Annotated in this window: 17 protein-coding genes; 11 read left to right on the forward strand and 6 right to left on the reverse strand. The window is 69.2% G+C overall.

Annotation, left to right across the window (positions count from 1 at the left end; translation table 11 throughout):
• Positions 1-105 precede the first annotated feature (105 nt).
• Positions 106-534, forward strand: coding sequence for a CBS domain-containing protein (locus tag ACFWP7_RS15795; protein ID WP_384381716.1), 429 nt, complete (start codon positions 106-108; stop codon positions 532-534).
• Positions 535-685: 151 nt separating this feature from the next.
• Here the strand turns inward: ACFWP7_RS15795 and corA are convergent, their stop codons facing one another.
• A complete protein-coding gene (gene corA, locus ACFWP7_RS15800; protein WP_384381718.1) occupies positions 686-1,813 on the reverse strand; it encodes a magnesium/cobalt transporter CorA in 1,128 nt (375 codons plus the stop codon).
• A 191-nt stretch (positions 1,814-2,004) separates the two neighbouring features.
• Here corA and ACFWP7_RS15805 point away from each other — a divergent pair, with 191 nt between their 5' ends.
• On the forward strand, positions 2,005-2,799 hold the full coding sequence (locus tag ACFWP7_RS15805) for a class I SAM-dependent methyltransferase (protein WP_384381720.1): 795 nt from the start codon (positions 2,005-2,007) through the stop codon (positions 2,797-2,799).
• A gap of 253 nt (positions 2,800-3,052) precedes the next feature.
• Here the strand turns inward: ACFWP7_RS15805 and ACFWP7_RS15810 are convergent, their stop codons facing one another.
• Together ACFWP7_RS15810 and ACFWP7_RS15815 are read right to left on the reverse strand one after the other, a co-directional pair.
• Positions 3,053-4,000: a carbohydrate kinase family protein gene (locus ACFWP7_RS15810; RefSeq protein WP_384381722.1), complete on the reverse strand. Its 948-nt coding sequence runs from the start codon at positions 3,998-4,000 to the stop codon at positions 3,053-3,055.
• Positions 3,997-4,905 carry a pseudouridine-5'-phosphate glycosidase gene (locus ACFWP7_RS15815; protein WP_384381724.1) on the reverse strand — a complete coding sequence of 303 codons (909 nt, stop codon included), beginning with the start codon at positions 4,903-4,905 and terminating at the stop codon, positions 3,997-3,999. The genes ACFWP7_RS15810 and ACFWP7_RS15815 overlap by 4 nt, the downstream gene beginning before the upstream one ends.
• 97 nt (positions 4,906-5,002) lie before the next feature.
• Here ACFWP7_RS15815 and ACFWP7_RS15820 point away from each other — a divergent pair, with 97 nt between their 5' ends.
• Positions 5,003-5,431 (forward strand): VOC family protein, encoded by a 429-nt coding sequence (locus ACFWP7_RS15820; protein ID WP_384381726.1) that lies wholly within the window; start codon positions 5,003-5,005, stop codon positions 5,429-5,431.
• Between the two features lie 65 nt (positions 5,432-5,496).
• Here ACFWP7_RS15820 and fdhA read toward each other — a convergent pair whose 3' ends face one another.
• Positions 5,497-6,726 (reverse strand): formaldehyde dehydrogenase, glutathione-independent, encoded by a 1,230-nt coding sequence (gene fdhA / locus ACFWP7_RS15825; protein WP_384381728.1) that lies wholly within the window; start codon positions 6,724-6,726, stop codon positions 5,497-5,499.
• 169 nt (positions 6,727-6,895) lie between these two features.
• Here fdhA and ACFWP7_RS15830 point away from each other — a divergent pair, with 169 nt between their 5' ends.
• Positions 6,896-7,258, forward strand: coding sequence for a cupin domain-containing protein (locus ACFWP7_RS15830; protein WP_384381730.1), 363 nt, complete (start codon positions 6,896-6,898; stop codon positions 7,256-7,258).
• Positions 7,259-7,592: 334 nt separating this feature from the next.
• On the opposite strand, the gene ACFWP7_RS15835 is transcribed toward ACFWP7_RS15830, so the two are convergent.
• Positions 7,593-8,147: a methylated-DNA--[protein]-cysteine S-methyltransferase gene (locus ACFWP7_RS15835; protein WP_384381732.1), complete on the reverse strand. Its 555-nt coding sequence runs from the start codon at positions 8,145-8,147 to the stop codon at positions 7,593-7,595.
• Positions 8,148-8,486: 339 nt separating this feature from the next.
• Between ACFWP7_RS15835 and ACFWP7_RS15840 the strand changes: the two genes are divergently transcribed.
• The 7 genes from ACFWP7_RS15840 (at position 8,487) to ACFWP7_RS15870 (ending at position 17,246) form a co-directional block, all read left to right on the forward strand.
• A complete protein-coding gene (locus tag ACFWP7_RS15840; RefSeq protein WP_384381734.1) occupies positions 8,487-9,353 on the forward strand; it encodes an MHYT domain-containing protein in 867 nt (288 codons plus the stop codon).
• 40 nt (positions 9,354-9,393) lie between these two features.
• Entirely contained in the window at positions 9,394-11,523 is a 2,130-nt protein-coding gene (gene uvrB / locus ACFWP7_RS15845; RefSeq protein ID WP_384381736.1) for an excinuclease ABC subunit UvrB, read from the forward strand.
• Between the two features lie 204 nt (positions 11,524-11,727).
• A complete protein-coding gene (locus tag ACFWP7_RS15850; RefSeq protein WP_365428467.1) occupies positions 11,728-12,294 on the forward strand; it encodes a TerD family protein in 567 nt (188 codons plus the stop codon).
• A gap of 45 nt (positions 12,295-12,339) precedes the next feature.
• The gene (locus ACFWP7_RS15855) at positions 12,340-14,364 is read left to right on the forward strand and encodes a TerD family protein (RefSeq protein ID WP_384381738.1); all 2,025 of its coding nucleotides are present in this window, start codon (positions 12,340-12,342) and stop codon (positions 14,362-14,364) included.
• A gap of 286 nt (positions 14,365-14,650) precedes the next feature.
• Entirely contained in the window at positions 14,651-15,640 is a 990-nt protein-coding gene (locus ACFWP7_RS15860) for a TerC family protein (protein ID WP_384381740.1), read from the forward strand.
• A gap of 137 nt (positions 15,641-15,777) precedes the next feature.
• Positions 15,778-16,080, forward strand: a complete 303-nt coding sequence (locus tag ACFWP7_RS15865; protein ID WP_384381742.1) for a hypothetical protein — start codon at positions 15,778-15,780, stop codon at positions 16,078-16,080.
• 65 nt (positions 16,081-16,145) lie between these two features.
• Positions 16,146-17,246, forward strand: coding sequence for a calcium:proton antiporter (locus ACFWP7_RS15870; RefSeq protein WP_384381744.1), 1,101 nt, complete (start codon positions 16,146-16,148; stop codon positions 17,244-17,246).
• Positions 17,247-17,282: 36 nt separating this feature from the next.
• On the opposite strand, the gene ACFWP7_RS15875 is transcribed toward ACFWP7_RS15870, so the two are convergent.
• A complete protein-coding gene (locus ACFWP7_RS15875) occupies positions 17,283-18,551 on the reverse strand; it encodes an MFS transporter (RefSeq protein WP_384381746.1) in 1,269 nt (422 codons plus the stop codon).
• Positions 18,552-18,586 lie beyond the last annotated feature (35 nt).

Raw genomic sequence — 18,586 nt, forward strand, 5'->3', positions numbered from 1 at the left:
GGAACTTCCGGGTGCGTTTCTCCGGGAGCGCGGCGAGAATGTAGGGCGCCGGGACTAGCGGTGCCTTCCGCACCGCGCCGGCCGTCCGGCACCGGGAGGTACTTCATGACCACTGCCGGAGACATCATGCATCGTGGTGCCCAGTGGATTCCAGCCCACGAGACCCTGGACCGCGCCGCCCAGCTGATGCGCGAGCTCCACGTAGGAGCCCTGCCCATCAGCGACGAGAACGAACGGCTCTGCGGCATCCTCACGGACCGCGACATCGTCATCGGCTGTGTGGCCATGGGCCACGACCCGGCGCGGGTCACCGCGGGCGAGATGGCCCAGGGAACCCCGCGCTGGATCGACTCGAACGCCGATGTCGGCGAGGTGCTCCAGGAGATGAAGGGGCACCAGATCCGCCGGCTCCCCGTGATCGAGAACAAGCGCCTGGTCGGCATGATCAGCGAGGCCGACCTGGCCCGGCATCTGACGGACGAACAACTCGCCGCCTGGGTCGAGAGCGTCTACGCGAGGAGCGCGACGAGCTGACCTCGTCGATCCTCCCGATTCGGCAAATCCCGGCGAGGTTTCCGCCGCGCCGACCCTCCTCCCGGTGATCTGCCCGTTCCCGCGGGCACGTTCGTTTCCGAGTGCGCACTCTCGTCCGGTCGGCCGGGCCGGGCGAGAGGCGCCTCAGGTCTCACAGCCAGCCGCTGCGCCGGAACCCCCGATACAGGACGAGGCAGATGGTGGCGATCACGGCCAGGACCAGCGGGTAGCCGAACGTCCAGTGCAGTTCCGGCATGTGCTCGAAGTTCATGCCGTACACCCCGCAGACCATCGTCGGTACGGCGATGAGGGCCGCCCACGCCGTGATCTTCCGCATGTCCTCGTTCTGCGAGACCGTGACCTGCGCCAGGTGCGCCTGCAGGATGGAGTTGAGCAGCTCGTCAAAGGCGGCGATCTGCTCGGTGGCCCGCAACAGATGGTCGGAGACGTCGCGGAAATAGGCCTGTATCTCCGGGTCGATCGCCCGTATCGGGCGGGTGGCGAGCTCCTGGACCGGGCGGGCGAGCGGAACTGCGGCCCGCTTCAGTTCAAGGAGTTCACGCTTGAGCTGGTAGATGCGGCCCGCGTCCGCCCGAGCGCCGTTCTCGGCGAAGACGTCGGCCTCGACCTGGTCGATGTCCGCCTGGACCGAGTCCGTGACATTCACGTAGTCGTCGACCACATGGTCCGCGATCGCGTGCAGCACTGCGGCCGGGCCCTTGGAGAGCTGGTGGGGATCGGCCTCCAGCTCCTCGCGCAGCGGGCCCAGCGACCCGTGCCTTCCGTGCCGCACCGTGATGACGAAGTCGGTCCCGACGAAGACCATGATCTCGCCGGTGTTCACCACCTCGCTGGTCGCCGTCAGTTCCTTGTGCTCGACGTAGCAGACCGTCTTGAACACGGCGAACAGCGTCTCGTCGTACCGCTCGAGCTTCGGGCGCTGATGGGCTTCCACCGCGTCCTCGACGGCCAGAGGGTGCAGGTCGAAGAGATCGGCGATGCCGACGAACTCCTGGTCCGTCGGCTCGTGCAGCCCCAGCCAGACGAACCCGTTGTCCTTCTTGCGGACCCGCTCCACGGTGTCGACCAGATCGCGGCCGCCGGGGACTCTGGCGCCGTCCTGATAAGCCACGCAGTTCACTACCGCCGAACCCAGCGGGGACCGGGCGGGGTGGCTCAGGTCGACTCGGGTGCGTCGCCGTGCCAGCCGCGCCACCTTGCGGAGGCCGCTGACCTTGTCCAGGCCCGTGACCTTCCGCAGATTCCCTGCCATGGACATCTGGCTCTCCTTGCGTGGATCCCCTCGCGCCGCACTTTGCGCCTTGGTGTGTCAGTTTGCCAGGCCGGTTCGACCGCCGGAAAAGCCTGTGGGAACGGAACATTCCGCTCCGGTATGTCCACCGCTGGTGAGTGTCGACAACGGGAGCGTCGACGATTCATAACAAGGCACTCAAATGGGATGATCTCGCCATGACGCGAACCGACGGGTATCTCCTCGACAATCGGCAGACCGGGGCGGAGCAGCGCTTCGACGCCTCCGCCACTCTCTTCGACCCCACGACGTTCCGGCACCTCGAACGCTTCGGCATCGGCTCAGGCTGGCGTTGCTGGGAGGTCGGCGCGGGCGGCACGTCCGTGGTGTCCTGGCTCGCCAAGAAGGTCGGCCCCACCGGACGGGTCATCGCGACCGACATCGACACGTCGTGGGTGGCCTCCGCCGCCCGCCCGCCGATCCAGGTGCGCGTCCACGACGTGGGTGTGGAGGAGCCGCCGGGGGACGGCTTCGACCTCGTGCACGCCCGGCTCGTACTGGTCCATGTGCCGGACCGGGAGCAGGCGTTGCGGTCGATGATCAAGGCCCTGCGTCCCGGTGGCCGGCTCCTCGTCGAGGACGCCGATCCCGCCTTGCAGCCCCTGCTCTGCCTCGACGAGTACGGCCCCGAGCAACAACTCGCGAACCGGCTGCGCCAAGGCCTGCGCAGCCTGCTCGGGGAGCGCGGCGCCGACCTCGGATACGGCCGCAAGCTCCCGCGTCTGCTTCGCCAGGCGGGGCTGCGCGGTGTGGAGGCCGACGCGTACTTCCCCGTCACCTCGCCCGCCTGCGCCGCCCTCGAATCCGCGACGATCCGCCAGATCAGAGAACAGCTCGTCGCCGCGGGCCTCGCCACCCATGAGGAGATCGACCGTCACCTGGCCAATGTCGCCTCCGGGTCGATGGACCTGACTACGGCGCCGATGATCTCGGCGTGGGGGCGCAAGGGCTAGGTCCTGTCGTCACATTCCCGTCTGCCTCGCGACGGGCTGCACGCCTTCTCGCCGCACCGGGCGCAGACCCAAGTACGTCCAGTACGAGGGTCCACGCCCGGCACACCGAGAGCACGCACCTACTGCGACACAGGCTGCTGCCGCAGCGGGCGCGAGGCCGCCCTCCGGGCGACGACGGGAGGGTGACGACAGGACCTGGACGCGGGAAGGGAGTCGGTGCGTCGAGTTCGGGTGGGTGCCTTCTTGGGCACCGTCACGAGAGCGTCGGCGGCCTCCCCCCGACCCGCTCCACCGCCGTCGCCCCAGCCCCGCACCCCTTCACCGCGGCCTCCTCGGGCTCCGCGCCCGCGAGCAGGGCGGCGAGGAACGCTCCGGTGAAGGCATCGCCCGCGCCCGTGGTGTCGCGGGGTGTGGCGGGCGATGCCGGAACACGGGCGTGGACGGCGCCCGAACGGGCCACCAGGGCTCCGTCGCCGCCCTGCTTGGCGACGACCAGGGGGACGTGGCGGCTCAACTTGGCCGCCGCGTCCGCCGGATCGGGCAGCCCCGTCAGCAGGAAGGCCTCGTCCCGGCTGGGCAGCAGGATGTCGACACCCTCCGCGAGTGCAAGGAAGCGGTCCACACCCAAATGCGTGAGGAACCCCGCCGACGCGGGGTCCAGGCTCACCGGTACGCCACGCGCGCGTGCCGACTCCAGTGCCACCGACACCAGCGCCCGGCCCGACTCGGAGAAGAGTAGGTAGCCCGACAGGTGCAGCCGCGCGACCCCGTCGAGCAGCGCGGGAGACCAGTCGCCGGGTTCGAGCTGAGGGGAGGACCTGAGGTCCGTGAGGAACGTGCGCTCGGCCGAAGCACCCGTGTCCACCAGGCAGATGACCGTCCCCGTGGGCGCCTCCGAATCGACGACGAGGAGCGGGCGTACGCCGGATGCCGTCAGCTCACGCTCGTGCCACCCGGCCGCGTCCGCACCCACCCGGCCGAGCAACCGCACGTCCGTACAGCCCGCATGCGCCGCCCAGCAGGCGACGTTGGCGCCTGCCCCGCCCGGCAGGGTCCGGATCGTGGCGGCGGTGTCGGTGCCCGCCGCCAGTGGTCCCCGGTGCTGGGCGACGACGTCCGTGACCACGTCACCGATGACGAGCAGCGCCCCTGTGGCCGCGTTTCCGTTTCGCCCGGCAGCCGCGTGATCCGTCCCGCTCACGCCGCCCCGGCCCAGGCGGCGGCGATCCGCCCCGCGAGACGTACGTTGCCGCGTACCGCCGCGAGGTTGGCACTCAGCGAGGCGCCGTCCGTGTGCCGCACCAGATAGTCGAGCAGGAACGGAGTCACGGCCTGCCCGGCCACGCCCTCGGCCTCGCACGCGTGCAGCGCGTCGGCGAGCACGCGCGCGTGGAGCGAGGGAGCGAGCTGCTCCTCTTCGGGGACGGGGTTCGCGACGATGAGCGCCGACTCGGGACCGTCCAGCGTGTCCTGCGCGCGCATGACATCCGCCACCTGCCCGGGCGACCGAAGCGTCCACTCCACCGGATGCCCCGAGTCGGACAGATAGAAGCCGGGGAACCGTTCCGTGCCGTATCCGGCCACTGCCACGCCCAGCGTCTCCAGGCGCTGCAGCGTCGCGGGCACGTCCAGGATCGACTTGACGCCCGCGCACACCACCGTGATCCGGGTACGCGCCAGCAGCCCCAGATCGGCGGATTCGTCCTGGGTCACCGTCCACTCCCGGTGCACCCCGCCGAGCCCGCCCGTCGCGAACACCCGTAGGCCCGCGCGGGCGGCCAGCAGCGCCGTCGCGGACACGGTCGTCGCCCCGCTCGCCCCCGACGCCACCGCGAGGGGCAGATCGCGGTGCCCCAGCTTGCGGATCCCGTCCTCGTTCGCGACCCGCTCCAACTGCTCCTTGTCCAGTCCGACAAGGGGCCGCCCGTCGAGCACGGCGATCGTCGCGGGAACGGCGCCCTCCCGCCGTACGGCATCCTCCAGTTCCAGAGCGACCTGCAGATTGCGCGGGCGCGGCAGCCCGTGCGCGATGATCGTCGACTCCAGGGCCACCACCGGCCGGCGCGCGTCGAGCGCCTCTCGCACCTCTTCGGACACCACGATCACGCGCCTGCCTCCTGTCGGTCGTCTTTCCTCATCTCTGGCGAGCGGCACACCAGGTCAAACCCTTGCGACCGGCGTCGCGGACCCCCAGCCTGAGGACATGACGGACAACTCGGCACGTCTCGACCATGTCGTCCTCTGGGTACGCGATCCGGTCGCCTCCGCCGGCTTCTACGAGAAGGTGGTCGGCCTGGAACCCCTGAGGGTCAGCGAATTCGCTGCGGGAGAGGTGTCGTTCCCCTCCGTACGCCTCAATGAGGAGACCATTTTCGACCTCGCGCCGCTCGCCATGGCGCCGCACATGAACATGGTCCCCGGAGGAGCCGACAGTGCCGGTCACCCGGTCAACCACGTATGCGTGTCCCTCCAGGAGGACGATTTCACTGCACTGTGGGCACGTCTAAAGGAGCGCTCCGTCCCGGTCTCGGACTTCTCGTACGACTCCTTCGGCGCCCGCGGAAACTCCAGGCGCAGCTTCTACTTCCGCGACCCGGACGGAAACGTCTTCGAGGCACGGCACTACGAGTAACGCACAGGGGTGCCCACGCGCGTGGGCACCCCTGTCAGCCGGCTGGACGTATGGCTTTCAGCGCCTCAGACGGGTCGTACGCCGTCCAGGGCCCCATGTGGATCGAGCACGTACTTGCGGCTGGCGCCCTGGTCGAACTCGGCGTAACCGCGTGGTGCGTCGTCCAGACTGATCACCGTGGCGTTGACCGCCTTGGCGATGTGCACCCGCTCGTGGAGGATCGCCTGCATCAGCCCCCGGTGGTACCGCATCACCGGGCACTGGCCCGTGGTGAACTGGTGACTCTTCGCCCAACCCAGGCCGAGCCGGACCTTCAGCGTCCCTGTCCGGGCGTCCTGGTCGATCCCCCCGGGGTCGTCCGTGACGTACAGCCCGGGGATGCCGAGGGCGCCGCCCGCGCGCGTGATGCCCATCAGCGAGTTGAGGACGGTCGCGGGCGCCTCCTGGGCGTTCGGGCCGTGGGCCCTGGCCTCGAAACCGACCGCGTCCACGGCCGCGTCGACCTCGGGTTCCCCGAGGATCTGCGCGATCTGGTCCCCCACGCTGCCGCGTGACACATCGACGGTCTCGCAGCCGAAACTCCGCGCCTGGGCGAGGCGTTCGGTGTTGAGGTCCCCGACGATGACGACCGCCGCACCAAGGAGCTGAGCCGAAGCCGCGGCGGCGAGACCGACCGGGCCAGCCCCGGCGACATACACCGTCGAACCGGCTCCGGCGCCCGCGGTGACCGCGCCGTGGAAGCCGGTCGGGAAGATGTCCGACAGCATGGTGAGGTCGAGGAGCTTCTCCCGGGCCTGGTCCCGGTCGGGGAACCGCAGCAGGTTGAAGTCCGCGTACGGGACCATGGCGTACTCGGCCTGCCCGCCGACCCAGCCGCCCATGTCGACGTACCCATAAGCGGCGCCCGGCCGGGCCGGGTTGACGTTCAGGCAGATGCCGGTTTTCTGCTCCTTGCAGTTGCGGCACCGCCCGCAGGCGATGTTGAACGGCACCGACACGATGTCCCCGACCTCGACGAACTCGACGTCCGGGCCGCGTTCCAGTACCTCTCCGGTGATTTCGTGTCCGAGGACCAGCCCTTCGGGCGCGGTCGTACGACCCCGCACCATGTGCTGGTCACTTCCGCAGATGTTACTGGCGAGTACCTTGAGGATGACCCCGTGCCGGCATGTGCGGCCGATGTTGTCGGGTGCCACTCCTGGTCCGTCCTGCAGTTCAAGCGTCGGGTGGTCGATGGTCCTGACCTCCACCGCACCCGGCTTGAGATACGCGACTGCCCTGTTTCCGCTGCTCATGCCTGATCGCCGTCCTTTCAGCCCCGTTGCTTCGGACGCCAGCGGCTGTGCGCATGGCGGAGTCTGCTACCAGCCGCGCCTTCCGGCCACCCTCCGCGGCAGGGCCTTTTCCGAGGTGGGGCACCCCGTCATCACCCTCGGCTCCGGCATGCGTTTAAGGTGACCGCTCATGACCACGAACTCCCAGGCCAGGCCCTCCTTCGCCGTGCACATCCCCAACGTGGAGCTCGAACCGGAGCCGCTGGATCCGGCTCAGATCGTCTCCGGCGCCCCGGTCGTGACGGGCAAGGTTCTGTGGGAGTCGGCGGACGGCAAGCAACTGCGCGGCATCTGGCAGATCACGCCCGGCGTCGTGACCGACACGGAGGCGAACGAGCTCTTCGTCGTCGTCAGCGGACGCGCCACGATCGAGGTCGAGGGCGGCGACGTCATCGACGTGGGTCCCGGCGACGCGGCGATCCTGCGCGAGGGCGACCGCACGACCTGGACGGTCCACGAGACGCTCCGCAAGGCCTACCAGATCGGCCTCTGACGGCCTGCTCGGCGGCTCGCGTCGCCCGCGCCTCGGGGCGCCGAGACCGAGCAGAGCGCCGGCCTGGACGACCGGCCAGAAGGGATGCCGGCCGGCCCGTTGCGATCTGGCGGAGGCGACACCCCGAGGAGCCGGAGCGCGTCTCATCGATGAGTCACGCGGCGGCTCACCGAGAGTGGCCAGAACAGCGGACGCGGAAGCATCGGGCGGTCAGAGAAGGGGCTCTGAAAACATTGGATGGCCAGAACGGCGGCTCCGGAGGCACTGGGCGGTCACGAGAGCGGCTCCGGAGACAGCGGGTGATCAGAACAGCGGCTCCGGAGACAGCGGGTGATCAGAACAGCGGCTCCGGAAGCACTCCTTCCAGCGCGAGGAGCTTCCGCTTGGTCTCCAGCCCGCCGCCGAAGCCGCCTATGCCGCCGTTACTCTCGACGACCCGGTGGCACGGCACGACGACCGGCAGCGGGTTCGAGCCCATGGCCACGCCCACGGCCTGTGCCGCGCGCGGCTGGCCGACTCGCCCGGCCAGGTCGCCGTAGCCCACGACCGCGCCGTACGAAACGCCGGACGCCAGCTCGCGCAGCACCTGGCGGTTGAACCCGGAGATCAGCGACCAGTCCAGCGGCAGCTCGAAGTCGCGCAGCTCACCGGCGAAGTAGGCCGTCATCTGACGTATCGCCTCGGCCAGGAGCGGGGAGTCGGGTGCCTCGACGGGCTCGCTGCCCAGACGTGACGCGAGCCGGTCGAGCGCCTTGTCGCGCACCGCGTCCGTGGCGTGGAACACGACGTTCACCAGGCCGTCGTGCGTCGCCGCCAGCAGCAGCGGACCGATGTCCGTGCCGACGACCACCCACACGACCTGCTGCTCGTACTGCCCGTGGCTGTTCATGCGTTCCACCGTACGGCGCACCACTGACATTGATACTCGTAGCCGGGTTCCGGTGGTCGTGGCTCCACCACTGACTGACGCCCTGCTGGGCTGTCCTCGCGTTGTTCAACGCCCGCGGCGTGGAGAGGTGCAGGACAACCACAAAATGAACGGAGTTGCCCAAGTCCGCACACCGGCGCCGCACAAGTGGGGCGGGGCCGTAATTCTTTGCGGGAAAACCGTTCGACCGTTCTGGTGGGAGTCATACTCTCTGCCTCAACCCTGACCGTTCTCGCGGTCCCGAGGGTGGGGGCAATCCGGGGATTTCCGGACGCAACAGGGCGGGAAGGACAGCCACGTATGCAGGGCACGGTCGACGACTTCAGCTACGGATTCGTCACACCTGTGGTGGCTTTTCTCATGGCCTGCCTGGGGGGAGCGCTGGGGCTGCGCTGCGCCACCAGATCGATGCTTGTCGCCCACTCCTGGCGCGCGGGCTGGCTCGCACTCGGCTCGGCCGCGATCGGCTCGGGCATATGGACCATGCACTTCATCGCGATGATGGGGTTCACGATCGAGGAGACCCCGGTCCGCTACGACAAGCCGCTGACGTTCGCGAGCCTGGGCGTGGCCATCGTGATGGTCGGCGTCGGGATCTTCATCGTCGGCTACCGGGGAGCCACCGGAACGGCGCTCTTCACCGGGGGCACCATCACCGGCCTGGGAGTCGCCTCGATGCACTACCTGGGCATGGCCGGCTTGCGCGTCAACGGGAACCTCGAGTACAACACGCTCACCGTCTCCGCTTCCGTCGTCATAGCCGTCGTCGCCGCCACCTCCGCCCTGTGGGCCGCGGGACAGGTCCGCGGGTTCCTCTGGAGCGTGGGCGCCAGCCTCGTCATGGGGCTCGCCGTCAGCGGTATGCACTACACGGGCATGGCCGCCCTCAGCGTCCATCTGCACAACGCGTCCGGCACCCCCGCCGGGGACTCGCCCGCCGCCCTGCTCGCACCCATGCTGATCGGACCGATGGTCTTCCTCTGCCTGGCGGGTGTCGTCGTGATGTTCGACCCGCTGATGGTGATGGGGAAGCCCGACCGGAAACCCGTGGAGAACAGGCCGGGCGTCCCCGCCCACCCGGCCGTCCCGCACCCCGGACACCGTCCGCGGCTCCACTCGGGCCACGACCGTGGAAGGCGCAGGTCCCGCACCCGGCAGAGCTGGTGATCCTGCCCCGTTGTCAGTGCGGGGTCGTACGGTTGATTCCATGCGGCCCGTATCCAAGATCGAACGTTCGGTGGCGCCCTTCGAGGTCGTCAGCTCCTACCAGCCGAGCGGTGACCAGCCTGCGGCCATCGCCGAGCTGGAAAAGCGCATCCGCGCAGGTGAGAAGGATGTCGTCCTGCTGGGCGCGACCGGCACCGGCAAGTCCGCCACCACCGCGTGGATGATCGAGAAGCTCCAGCGCCCCACGCTCGTCATGGCGCCGAACAAGACCCTGGCCGCCCAGCTGGCCAACGAGTTCCGCGAGCTGCTGCCGAACAACGCCGTCGAGTACTTCGTCTCGTACTACGACTACTACCAGCCCGAGGCCTACGTCCCGCAGTCGGACACCTACATCGAGAAGGACTCCTCGGTCAACGAGGAGGTGGAGCGTCTGCGCCACTCCGCGACCAACTCGCTGCTCACTCGCCGTGACGTCATCGTGGTCGCCTCGGTCTCCTGCATCTACGGCCTCGGTACTCCCCAGGAGTACGTGGACCGGATGGTCCAGCTCAAGGTCGGCGACGAGATCGACCGGGACGACCTGCTGCGCCGCTTCGTGGACATCCAGTACACGCGCAACGACGTGGCCTTCGCGCGAGGCACCTTCCGGGTCCGCGGCGACACCATCGAGATCTTCCCGGTCTACGAGGAGCTGGCTGTCCGCATCGAGATGTTCGGCGACGAGATCGAGGCCCTCTCCACTCTCCACCCGCTCACCGGCGAGGTCATCAGCGACGACACCTCGCTGCACATCTTCCCGGCGTCCCACTACATCGCGGGCCCCGAGCGACTGGAGCGTGCCGCCAACGACATCGAGAAGGAGTTGGGCGAGCGCCTGTCCGAGCTGGAGAAGCAGAGCAAGCTCCTGGAGGCTCAGCGCCTGCGCATGCGCACGACGTACGACCTGGAGATGCTCCGCCAGATCGGCTCCTGCTCCGGCGTCGAGAACTACTCGATGCACTTCGACGGCCGCGAGCCCGGCTCCGCACCGAACACACTGATCGACTATTTCCCGGACGACTTCCTGCTCGTCCTCGACGAGTCGCACGTCACGGTCCCGCAGATCGGCGCCATGTACGAGGGCGACGCCTCCCGCAAGCGCACCCTCGTGGACCACGGCTTCCGGCTGCCCTCCGCGCTGGACAACCGTCCCCTGAAGTGGGAGGAGTTCCAGAAGCGCATCGGGCAGACCGTCTATCTGTCGGCGACCCCGGGGAAGTACGAACTCTCCCGGGGCGACGGCTTCGTCGAGCAGATCATCCGCCCCACCGGCCTCATCGACCCCGAGGTCGTCGTCAAGCCCACCGAGGGCCAGATCGACGACCTGGTGCACGAGATCCGCAAGCGCACCGAGAAGGACGAGCGTGTCCTGGTCACCACCCTCACCAAGAAGATGGCCGAGGACCTCACCGACTACTTCCTGGAGCTCGGCATCCAGGTGCGTTATCTGCACAGCGACGTCGACACCCTGCGCCGCGTCGAACTGCTGCGGGAGCTGCGCGCGGGTGAGTACGACGTCCTGGTCGGCATCAACCTCCTCCGTGAGGGCCTCGACCTGCCCGAGGTCTCCCTGGTGTCGATCCTCGACGCCGACAAGGAGGGGTTCCTGCGATCGGGCACCTCCCTCATCCAGACCATCGGCCGCGCGGCACGCAATGTCTCCGGGCAGGTCCATATGTACGCCGACAAGATCACCCCGGCGATGGAGAAGGCCATCGACGAGACCAACCGCCGCCGGGAGAAGCAGGTCGCCTACAACAAGGAGAGGGGCATCGACCCGCAGCCTCTCCGCAAGAAGATCAACGACATCGTGGCCCAGATCGCCCGCGAGGACGTCGACACGGAGCAGCTGCTCGGCTCGGGCTACCGCAAGGGGAATGACGGCAAGGGCGGCAAGACCCCGGTGCCCGCGCTAGGTGGCAAGGCGGCCAGGTCCGCCAAGGGCAAGAGCAAGGAGACGGTTCCGACCGACCGCCCCGCGGCCGAACTCGCCGGGCAGATCGAGGAGATGACGGCGCGGATGCGCGCCGCCGCTGCCGACCTCCAGTTCGAGATCGCGGCCCGGCTGCGGGACGAGGTCTCCGAGATGAAGAAGGAGCTGCGGCAGATGAAGGAGGGAGGACTCGCCTGACACGCATCTGCCGGTGCCGACGTCCTCCTGTACGCACTGTGTTGCAAGACCGACACAAAGTGCGCCCCAGGGTTCGGCACTGTCAGTGCCGCTGCGTAGGGTTCTGGTCATCCGCGGACTCCGCGGAAACAGGGGACTTTGAGAGGGGATCAGCGCGTGGTCGACGTATCCAAGGGCAGCACGCCCGGTGGGCCTGGCGTCAACCTGACCAAGGGTCAGGCCATCAGTCTGCAGAAGAAGGACGGGGGGACCCTCACCGCGGTGCGGATGGGGCTCGGCTGGCAGGCGGCCCCCAGGCGCGGCCTGTTCGGCTCGCGCACCCGGGAGATCGACCTCGACGCCTCCGCCGTGCTGTTCGCCGACAAGCAGCCCGTCGACGTGGTGTTCTTCCGCCACCTCGTCAGCGACGACGGCTCCGTGCGGCACACCGGTGACAACCTCGTCGGCGGTGCGGGCCAGGGCGGCGACGACGAGTCGATCCTCGTCGACCTGCAGCGCATCCCGGTCCACATCGACCAGATCGTCTTCACCGTGAACTCCTTCACCGGCCAGACGTTCCAAGAGGTGCAGAACGCGTTCTGCCGGCTGGTCGACGAGACCAACGGACAGGAGCTCGCCCGCTACACGCTGGCAGGCGGTGGGCAGTACACGGCCCAGATCATGGCGAAGGTGCACCGGGCGGGCGCGGGTTGGCAGATGACGGCCATCGGCACGCCTGCCAACGGGCGCACGTTCCAGGACCTGATGCCCGCGATCCTGCCGCAGCTGTAGGCAGTCCGGCGAGCGGCACACGAAGCGACGTAGGGGGACACGGCGATGACGGCCGAGCTGGTCCGGGGGCAGAACCACCCGCTCTCCCAGGTCCGTCTTGAGGTCCGCGTTTCGGCAGGGAAGCCGATCGTGGCCGGGGCCACGCTCAGCGACGAGCAGGGCAGGGTCCGCGGTGTCGAGTGGGTGGCCCACCCCGGCGCACCCACCCTGCCCGGACTCGAGGTCTCCCGGCAGGCCGCGGCCGACCATCGCCTCGCCTTCGACCTGGACGCCCTGTCGGAGGCCGTGCACCGGGTGAGTGTGCTGCTCGCGTTGCCGTCCGGGGTCGGCGGCCCGGTCCGGTTCGGAGCCGTCGCCGCCCCCTTCGTCGCGGTCACCGGCCTCGACGGCTCCGAGGTCGCCAGCTACACCATCACCGGTCTGGATGCCGAGTCGGCCGTCGTCGCCCTGGAGCTCTACCGCAGACAGGGCGTGTGGAAGGTCCGTGCGGTCGGTCAGGGATACGCGGGCGGTCTCGCCGAACTCCTCACCGACCAGGGCCTGCCCGAAGCGCAGCAGCTCGCGAGCAGCATCAACGAGGCGGTGGCCCAGGGCCTGGCCCGCTCGGTGGCCCCGCCCCCGGCCCGTACGCCCGACGCGGACCGCTCACGACAGACGGCCACCTCGGCGACGGGAGGGGACCAGCCGTACGCGGCACCGCCCCAGGGCACTCCCGGGAACGTATCGCCGCAGTCCCCTTACGACGCGTCCGGCGCGCAGGGCGCCACAGCGCCGCAGACGGACTACCCCGCGGCCCCGACGCAGGCCGACCCCTCTGCCGCCACGCAGGCGTCCGCGGCCGGCGCCGGCGGTCCGGTCGACTACAGCCACCCCGGTCGGCAGAACGCGGCGCCGCCCCCGCCCCCGCCGACCGCACCCCCGACTCCGCCCGGGCAGCCCGCACTGCCCGTCGCGGGCGACGCGACCGGCTGGTCCATGGAGGAGCGGCTCTACAACCAGGTGTGGGGGATGTTCGAGGACCTGGCCCGCACCACCGCCGCCTATCGCAGCGCCGTCGATTTCGCCGACTCGCGTATGGAGCAGGAACTCGACAAGGTCCTGTCCGACCCGCGCAGCCGGATCGGCGGGCAGGGCGACGCCGCGCGCGAGGCGGCTCAGGCCAAGCAAGCCCAGCTGGTCGACCAGGCACGGGCTGCCCTCGACCGGGACCTCGCGCAGCTCCGTGCCGAGTCCGATGTCGTCGAGCCTGCGCTGCCCGCGGCGTTCGCGCGCTGGGACAATCCGGTCTGGCACGGCTATCGGGTGCCCATGGAGGTCCCGATGGCTGTGCGTCTGGGCGACCTCCGACTCCCCGAGAGCGGCAGTCTGGGCATTCCGATGCTGGTCCGGCTGCCGCTGGAGCGCGGCCTGTGGATCGACAGCGGTCGCGCCGGCCTCAGCGACTCACTCGCCGACTCCGACGAACTCCGTCGCCTCGCCGTGGACACGGCGGTGTCGCATGCAGGGCGCCTGCTCGCCATCCATCCGGCGGGTGAGTTCACCGTGCACGTCATAGATCCGGCAGGTTCGGCTGCCTCGTCTCTCGCGCCGCTGGTGCGGTCCGGGGTGCTCGACAGCGCGCCCGCCGTCGGCGCGGCGGGGGTGGCCGACGTCCTGGCCCGCCTCACCCAGCGTGTCGACCTGGTGGGGATGGCGGTGCGCGGCGGAGTGGCCGACTCACTGCCCCCGGACCTCGACACCGCCGAACAGCTGTTGATCGTCAACGACTTCCCGCACGGCTTCGACGACCGTGCCGTGACCCAGCTTCGCTATCTCGCCGACGAGGGGCCGGCTGTCGGCGTCCACCTGATGATGGTGGCCGACCGGGAGGACGCCGAGGCCTATGGGCCGCTGCTCGACCCGCTCTGGCGATCGCTGCTGCGACTCACCCCGGTGCCCGACGACCACCTCGCCGACCCCTGGGTCGGGCATGCCTGGACGTACGACCCAGGGCTTGTCCCATCGGGGAGTCAGGTGCTCGACCAGGTGCTCACGCAGGTCGCGGAAGCCCGCCGCTCCTGGAACCGCTGACGCTTCCAGCGGTTGTATCAAGCGCAGGTAAAGTCTCCTGACCAGCGGATTTGTGCTTTCTTTTACCAACCCCTTTACCTTTCCTTGGTGATTCGGGTACTGTTTTCCACACGGAGGGGAGTACTCCCTACCAACTGCGGCGTACCCGTCAATACGGATCAGGCCAGATCCCGGGGCGTCGGCCCGCAGGCACCGGACGCATCGCGCGGTCCCGGCCGCCACGGGTGGAAGAGACCTCCAGCAGCGACGACGCTGAAATTTGCCGTTACGAACTGCCGGAGGCGCAGTGGATGTTTCCGTGACCCTATGGGTCCTGACGATCGCGGGCCTTGCCGCCCTCATCGCCATCGACTTCTTCATCGGCCGCAAGCCGCACGACGTATCGATCAAGGAAGCCGGAATCTGGACGGTCGTCTGGATCGCTCTGGCCGCACTGTTCGGACTCGGGCTGCTCGTCTTCTCCGGCGGCCAGCCCGCCGGAGAGTTCTTCGCCGGCTTCATCACCGAGAAGTCGCTGAGCGTCGACAACCTCTTCGTCTTCGTCCTGATCATGGCGAAGTTCGCGGTGCCCACGCAGTATCAGCAGCGAGTGCTCCTCGTCGGTGTGCTCATAGCCCTCGTACTGCGCGCGATATTCATCGCCGCCGGTGCCGCGGTCCTCGCGAACTTCGCGTGGGTCTTCTACATCTTCGGCGCCTTCCTCATCTACACCGCCTGGAAGCTGATCCAGGAGGCCCGGGCGGACGACGAGGGCGACGAGTTCGAGGAGAACCGGCTGCTCAAGGCCGCTGAGCGACGCTTCGGCGTGGCCGACCGCTACCACGGCACCAAGCTGTGGATCCAGCAGAACGGCAAGCGCGTCATGACGCCGATGCTGGTCGTGATGCTCGCGATCGGCACCACCGACGTGCTCTTCGCGCTCGACTCGATCCCCGCGATCTTCGGCCTGACCCAGGACCCGTACATCGTCTTCACAGCCAACGCGTTCGCGCTGATGGGTCTACGCCAGCTGTACTTCCTCATCGGCGGCCTGCTCAGGAAGCTGGTCCACCTCAGCTACGGCCTGTCGGTGATCCTCGGCTTCATCGGCGTCAAGCTGGTGTTGCACGCGCTGCACGAGTCGGGCGTCCATGTCCCCGAGATCTCCATTCCGGTCTCGCTCGGCGTGATCTGCGGGGTGCTGGTCGTCACGACGATCACCAGCCTCATCGCCTCCAAGAAGCAGGCGGCGCAGAAAGCGGCCGAGAGCGCGCCGAAGGACAGCATCGACGTCTGACCACGCCGGCCGCGCCAGCCGGAGAAACAATCGCTCCTGGAGCGGTGCCCGGCCGGTTGCCGGGTACCGCTTCCGGTGCTTGCTTGGGTCCTGAGCGCTCCTCAGCCCGGGGACGCCACGGCCGGGTGGAGGCACCCATGAAGTTCGTGCAGATCATCGACTTCGAGACCGAGCGCATCGCGGAGATGCGGGAGCTGGTCGAGCAGGCGGCCCAGCGCGCCGCAGGTCGCACCGGCGGTCCCACGCACCGTCTCGTCCTCCAGGACCGCAGTACGCCGGGCCGCTATCTCGTACTGATGGAGTTCGAGTCGCACGAGGACGCCGTGCGCAACAGCAACGACCCCGAGACGTCCAGGCTGGCGGAGCAGCTGGCCGCGCTGTGTACCAGGCCACCCTCCTTCACCGACTGCGACGTACGGGAAACGACCGAGCTGAAGTAGAGGCTCGATCCAGGGCCCCGCGTCACCGGAACGCGGGGCCCCTGTCCGCCTGAAAGGATCACTGCATGCTCGTTCGATTCCGGTCACTCCTGACGCAGTGGACGTCTGTGGTGCCCGTGATCGCCCTGGTCCTGCTGGCCTTCACCTGGGGGCGTGATCTGCCCGGCGCGGTTGTCGCGCTCGTCACGGTGGTTCTCGCCGGAGCCGTGCTGGCCGCCGTGCACCACGCCGAAGTGATCGCGCACCGGGTCGGCGAACCCTTCGGTTCGCTCGTCCTCGCCGTCGCCGTCACCATCATCGAGGTCGCCCTGATTGTCACCTTGATGGCGGACGGCGGCGACAAGAGCTCGACACTGGCCCGCGACACCGTGTTCGCGGCCGTGATGATCACCTGCAACGGCATAGTCGGGGTGTGCCTGCTCGTCGCCTCACTGCGCCACGGACTCGCGGTCTTCAACGCGGAGGGTACCGGGGCCGCCCTCGCGACCGTCGCGACGCTGGCCACGCTCAGCCTGGTGTTCCCGACGTTCACCACCAGCAAGCCGGGCCCGGAGTTCTCCACGGCCCAACTCACCTTCGCCGCCCTGGCCTCGCTGGTCCTGTACGGCCTCTTCGTGACGACCCAGACCATGCGCCACCGCGACTACTTCCTGCCGATCACCCGACAGGGCAAGGTCATCGACGTGGACGACCACGCCGACGCCCCGTCCGCCCGTACGACCCGCATCAGCCTGGGGCTGCTCGCCGTGGCCCTCGTCGGCGTGGTCGGGCTTGCCAAGGGCGTGTCGCCGACCATCGAGTCCGGGGTCGAAGCAGCCGGCATGCCGGCCGCCGTGGTCGGTGTGATCATCGCGCTGCTCGTGCTGCTCCCCGAGACCATCGCCGCACTGCGGGCGGCCCGCCGTGACCGCGTGCAGACCAGCCTGAACCTGGCACTCGGCTCGGCGATGGCCAGCATCGGCCTCACGATCCCCGCCGTCGCCCTCGCGTCCGTCTGGCTCTCCGGACCGCTGGTGCTCGGCCTCGGCTCCACCCATATGGTGCTGCTCGCGCTGACCGTGGTGGTCAGCGCCCTGACGGTGGTTCCCGGGCGCGCCACGCCGCTGCAGGGTGGCGTCCATCTGGTGCTGTTCGCGGCGTACCTGGAGCTGGCGATCAATCCCTAGGGTGCGTCGCCCGGCGTCGCGCACCGCAGTGGTCGGTCACTCCGGGGCGGGGACGACCGTCAGCCGGGGCACCGGCCGTGTCTCGGGCAGCAGCGCGAAGCACCCCAGGCTGAGCAGCGCGATCCCCGTCAGATAGGCGGCCACACCCCAGGGAACCCCTTCCCCCTGGGCCACCGCCGTCGCCACGATCGGGGTGAGCGCGCCCCCGAGGACCCCGCCCAGGTTGTAGCCCACCGCCGCGCCGGTGCAGCGCACCCGGGGCTCGTACAACTCCGGCAGATACGCGGCGATCACGGCGAACATCGTGATGAAAGTGATCAGCGCCACCAGGAAGCCGAGGAACATCAGCAGGGGTTCGCCGGTCGACAGCAGCGCGATCATCGGGAACATCCACAGCGCGGCGCCCGCGCAGCCCACCAGGCACAGGGGGCGCCGCCCGTAACGGTCGCCGAGCATGGCCATCACGGGCGTCAGGGAGCCCTTCACCACCACGGCGGCCATGATGCAGGCCAGCATGACGGTACGGCTCACCCCGAGCCGTTCGACGCCGTAGGCGAGCGCCCAGGTCGTCACCGCGTAGAACACCGCGTAGCCGACTGCGAGGCCGCCGGCCGTCAGCAGCACCAGTCGCCAGTGATCGCGCACCACCTCGGCGATCGGCACGCGCGCGGGGTCCCTCATTTCCAGGAACTGCGGGCTCTCCACGAGCGAGCTGCGCAGCCACAGCCCAGCCGCCGCCAGCACCCCCGCCGCCCAGAACGGCACCCGCCACCCCCATGCCGCGAACTGAGCGTCGGACAGCGTCGCCGACAGCACCAGCATCACGCCGTTGGCCAGTACGAACCCCAGAGAGGGACCGATCTGAGGGAAGCTCGACCACAGTCCGCGCCGCTCGGTGGGCGCGTGCTCGGCGGTGAGCAGTACCGCTCCGCCCCACTCCCCGCCGAGCCCGAGCCCCTGCAGAAAACGCAGCATCAGAAGGAGCACGGGGGCGGCCACACCGATCGTGTCGTACGTCGGTACGCAGCCGACAGCCACAGTCGCCGCGCCGGTCAGCAGCAGTGAGGCGACGAGGACCGGCCGCCGGCCGCGCCGGTCCCCGATGTGCCCGAAGAGCACCGAGCCGAGCGGACGGGCGACGAAGCCGACGCCGAACGTCGCAAAGGCCGCCAGCGTCCCCGCCAGCGGAGAGAACGTCGGGAAGAACAACGGCCCGAGAACCAGTGCGGCCGCGGTGCCGTAGACGAAGAAGTCGTAGAACTCGATGGCCGTCCCGGCGAGGGAAGCGGCCGCGAGGCGGAGCATGGACGGTTTCTTCACTGTGTGTACGTCGTGCATGC

It is taken from the genome of Streptomyces sp. NPDC058470, assembly GCF_042721055.1.
Lineage (GTDB): Bacteria > Actinomycetota > Actinomycetes > Streptomycetales > Streptomycetaceae > Streptomyces.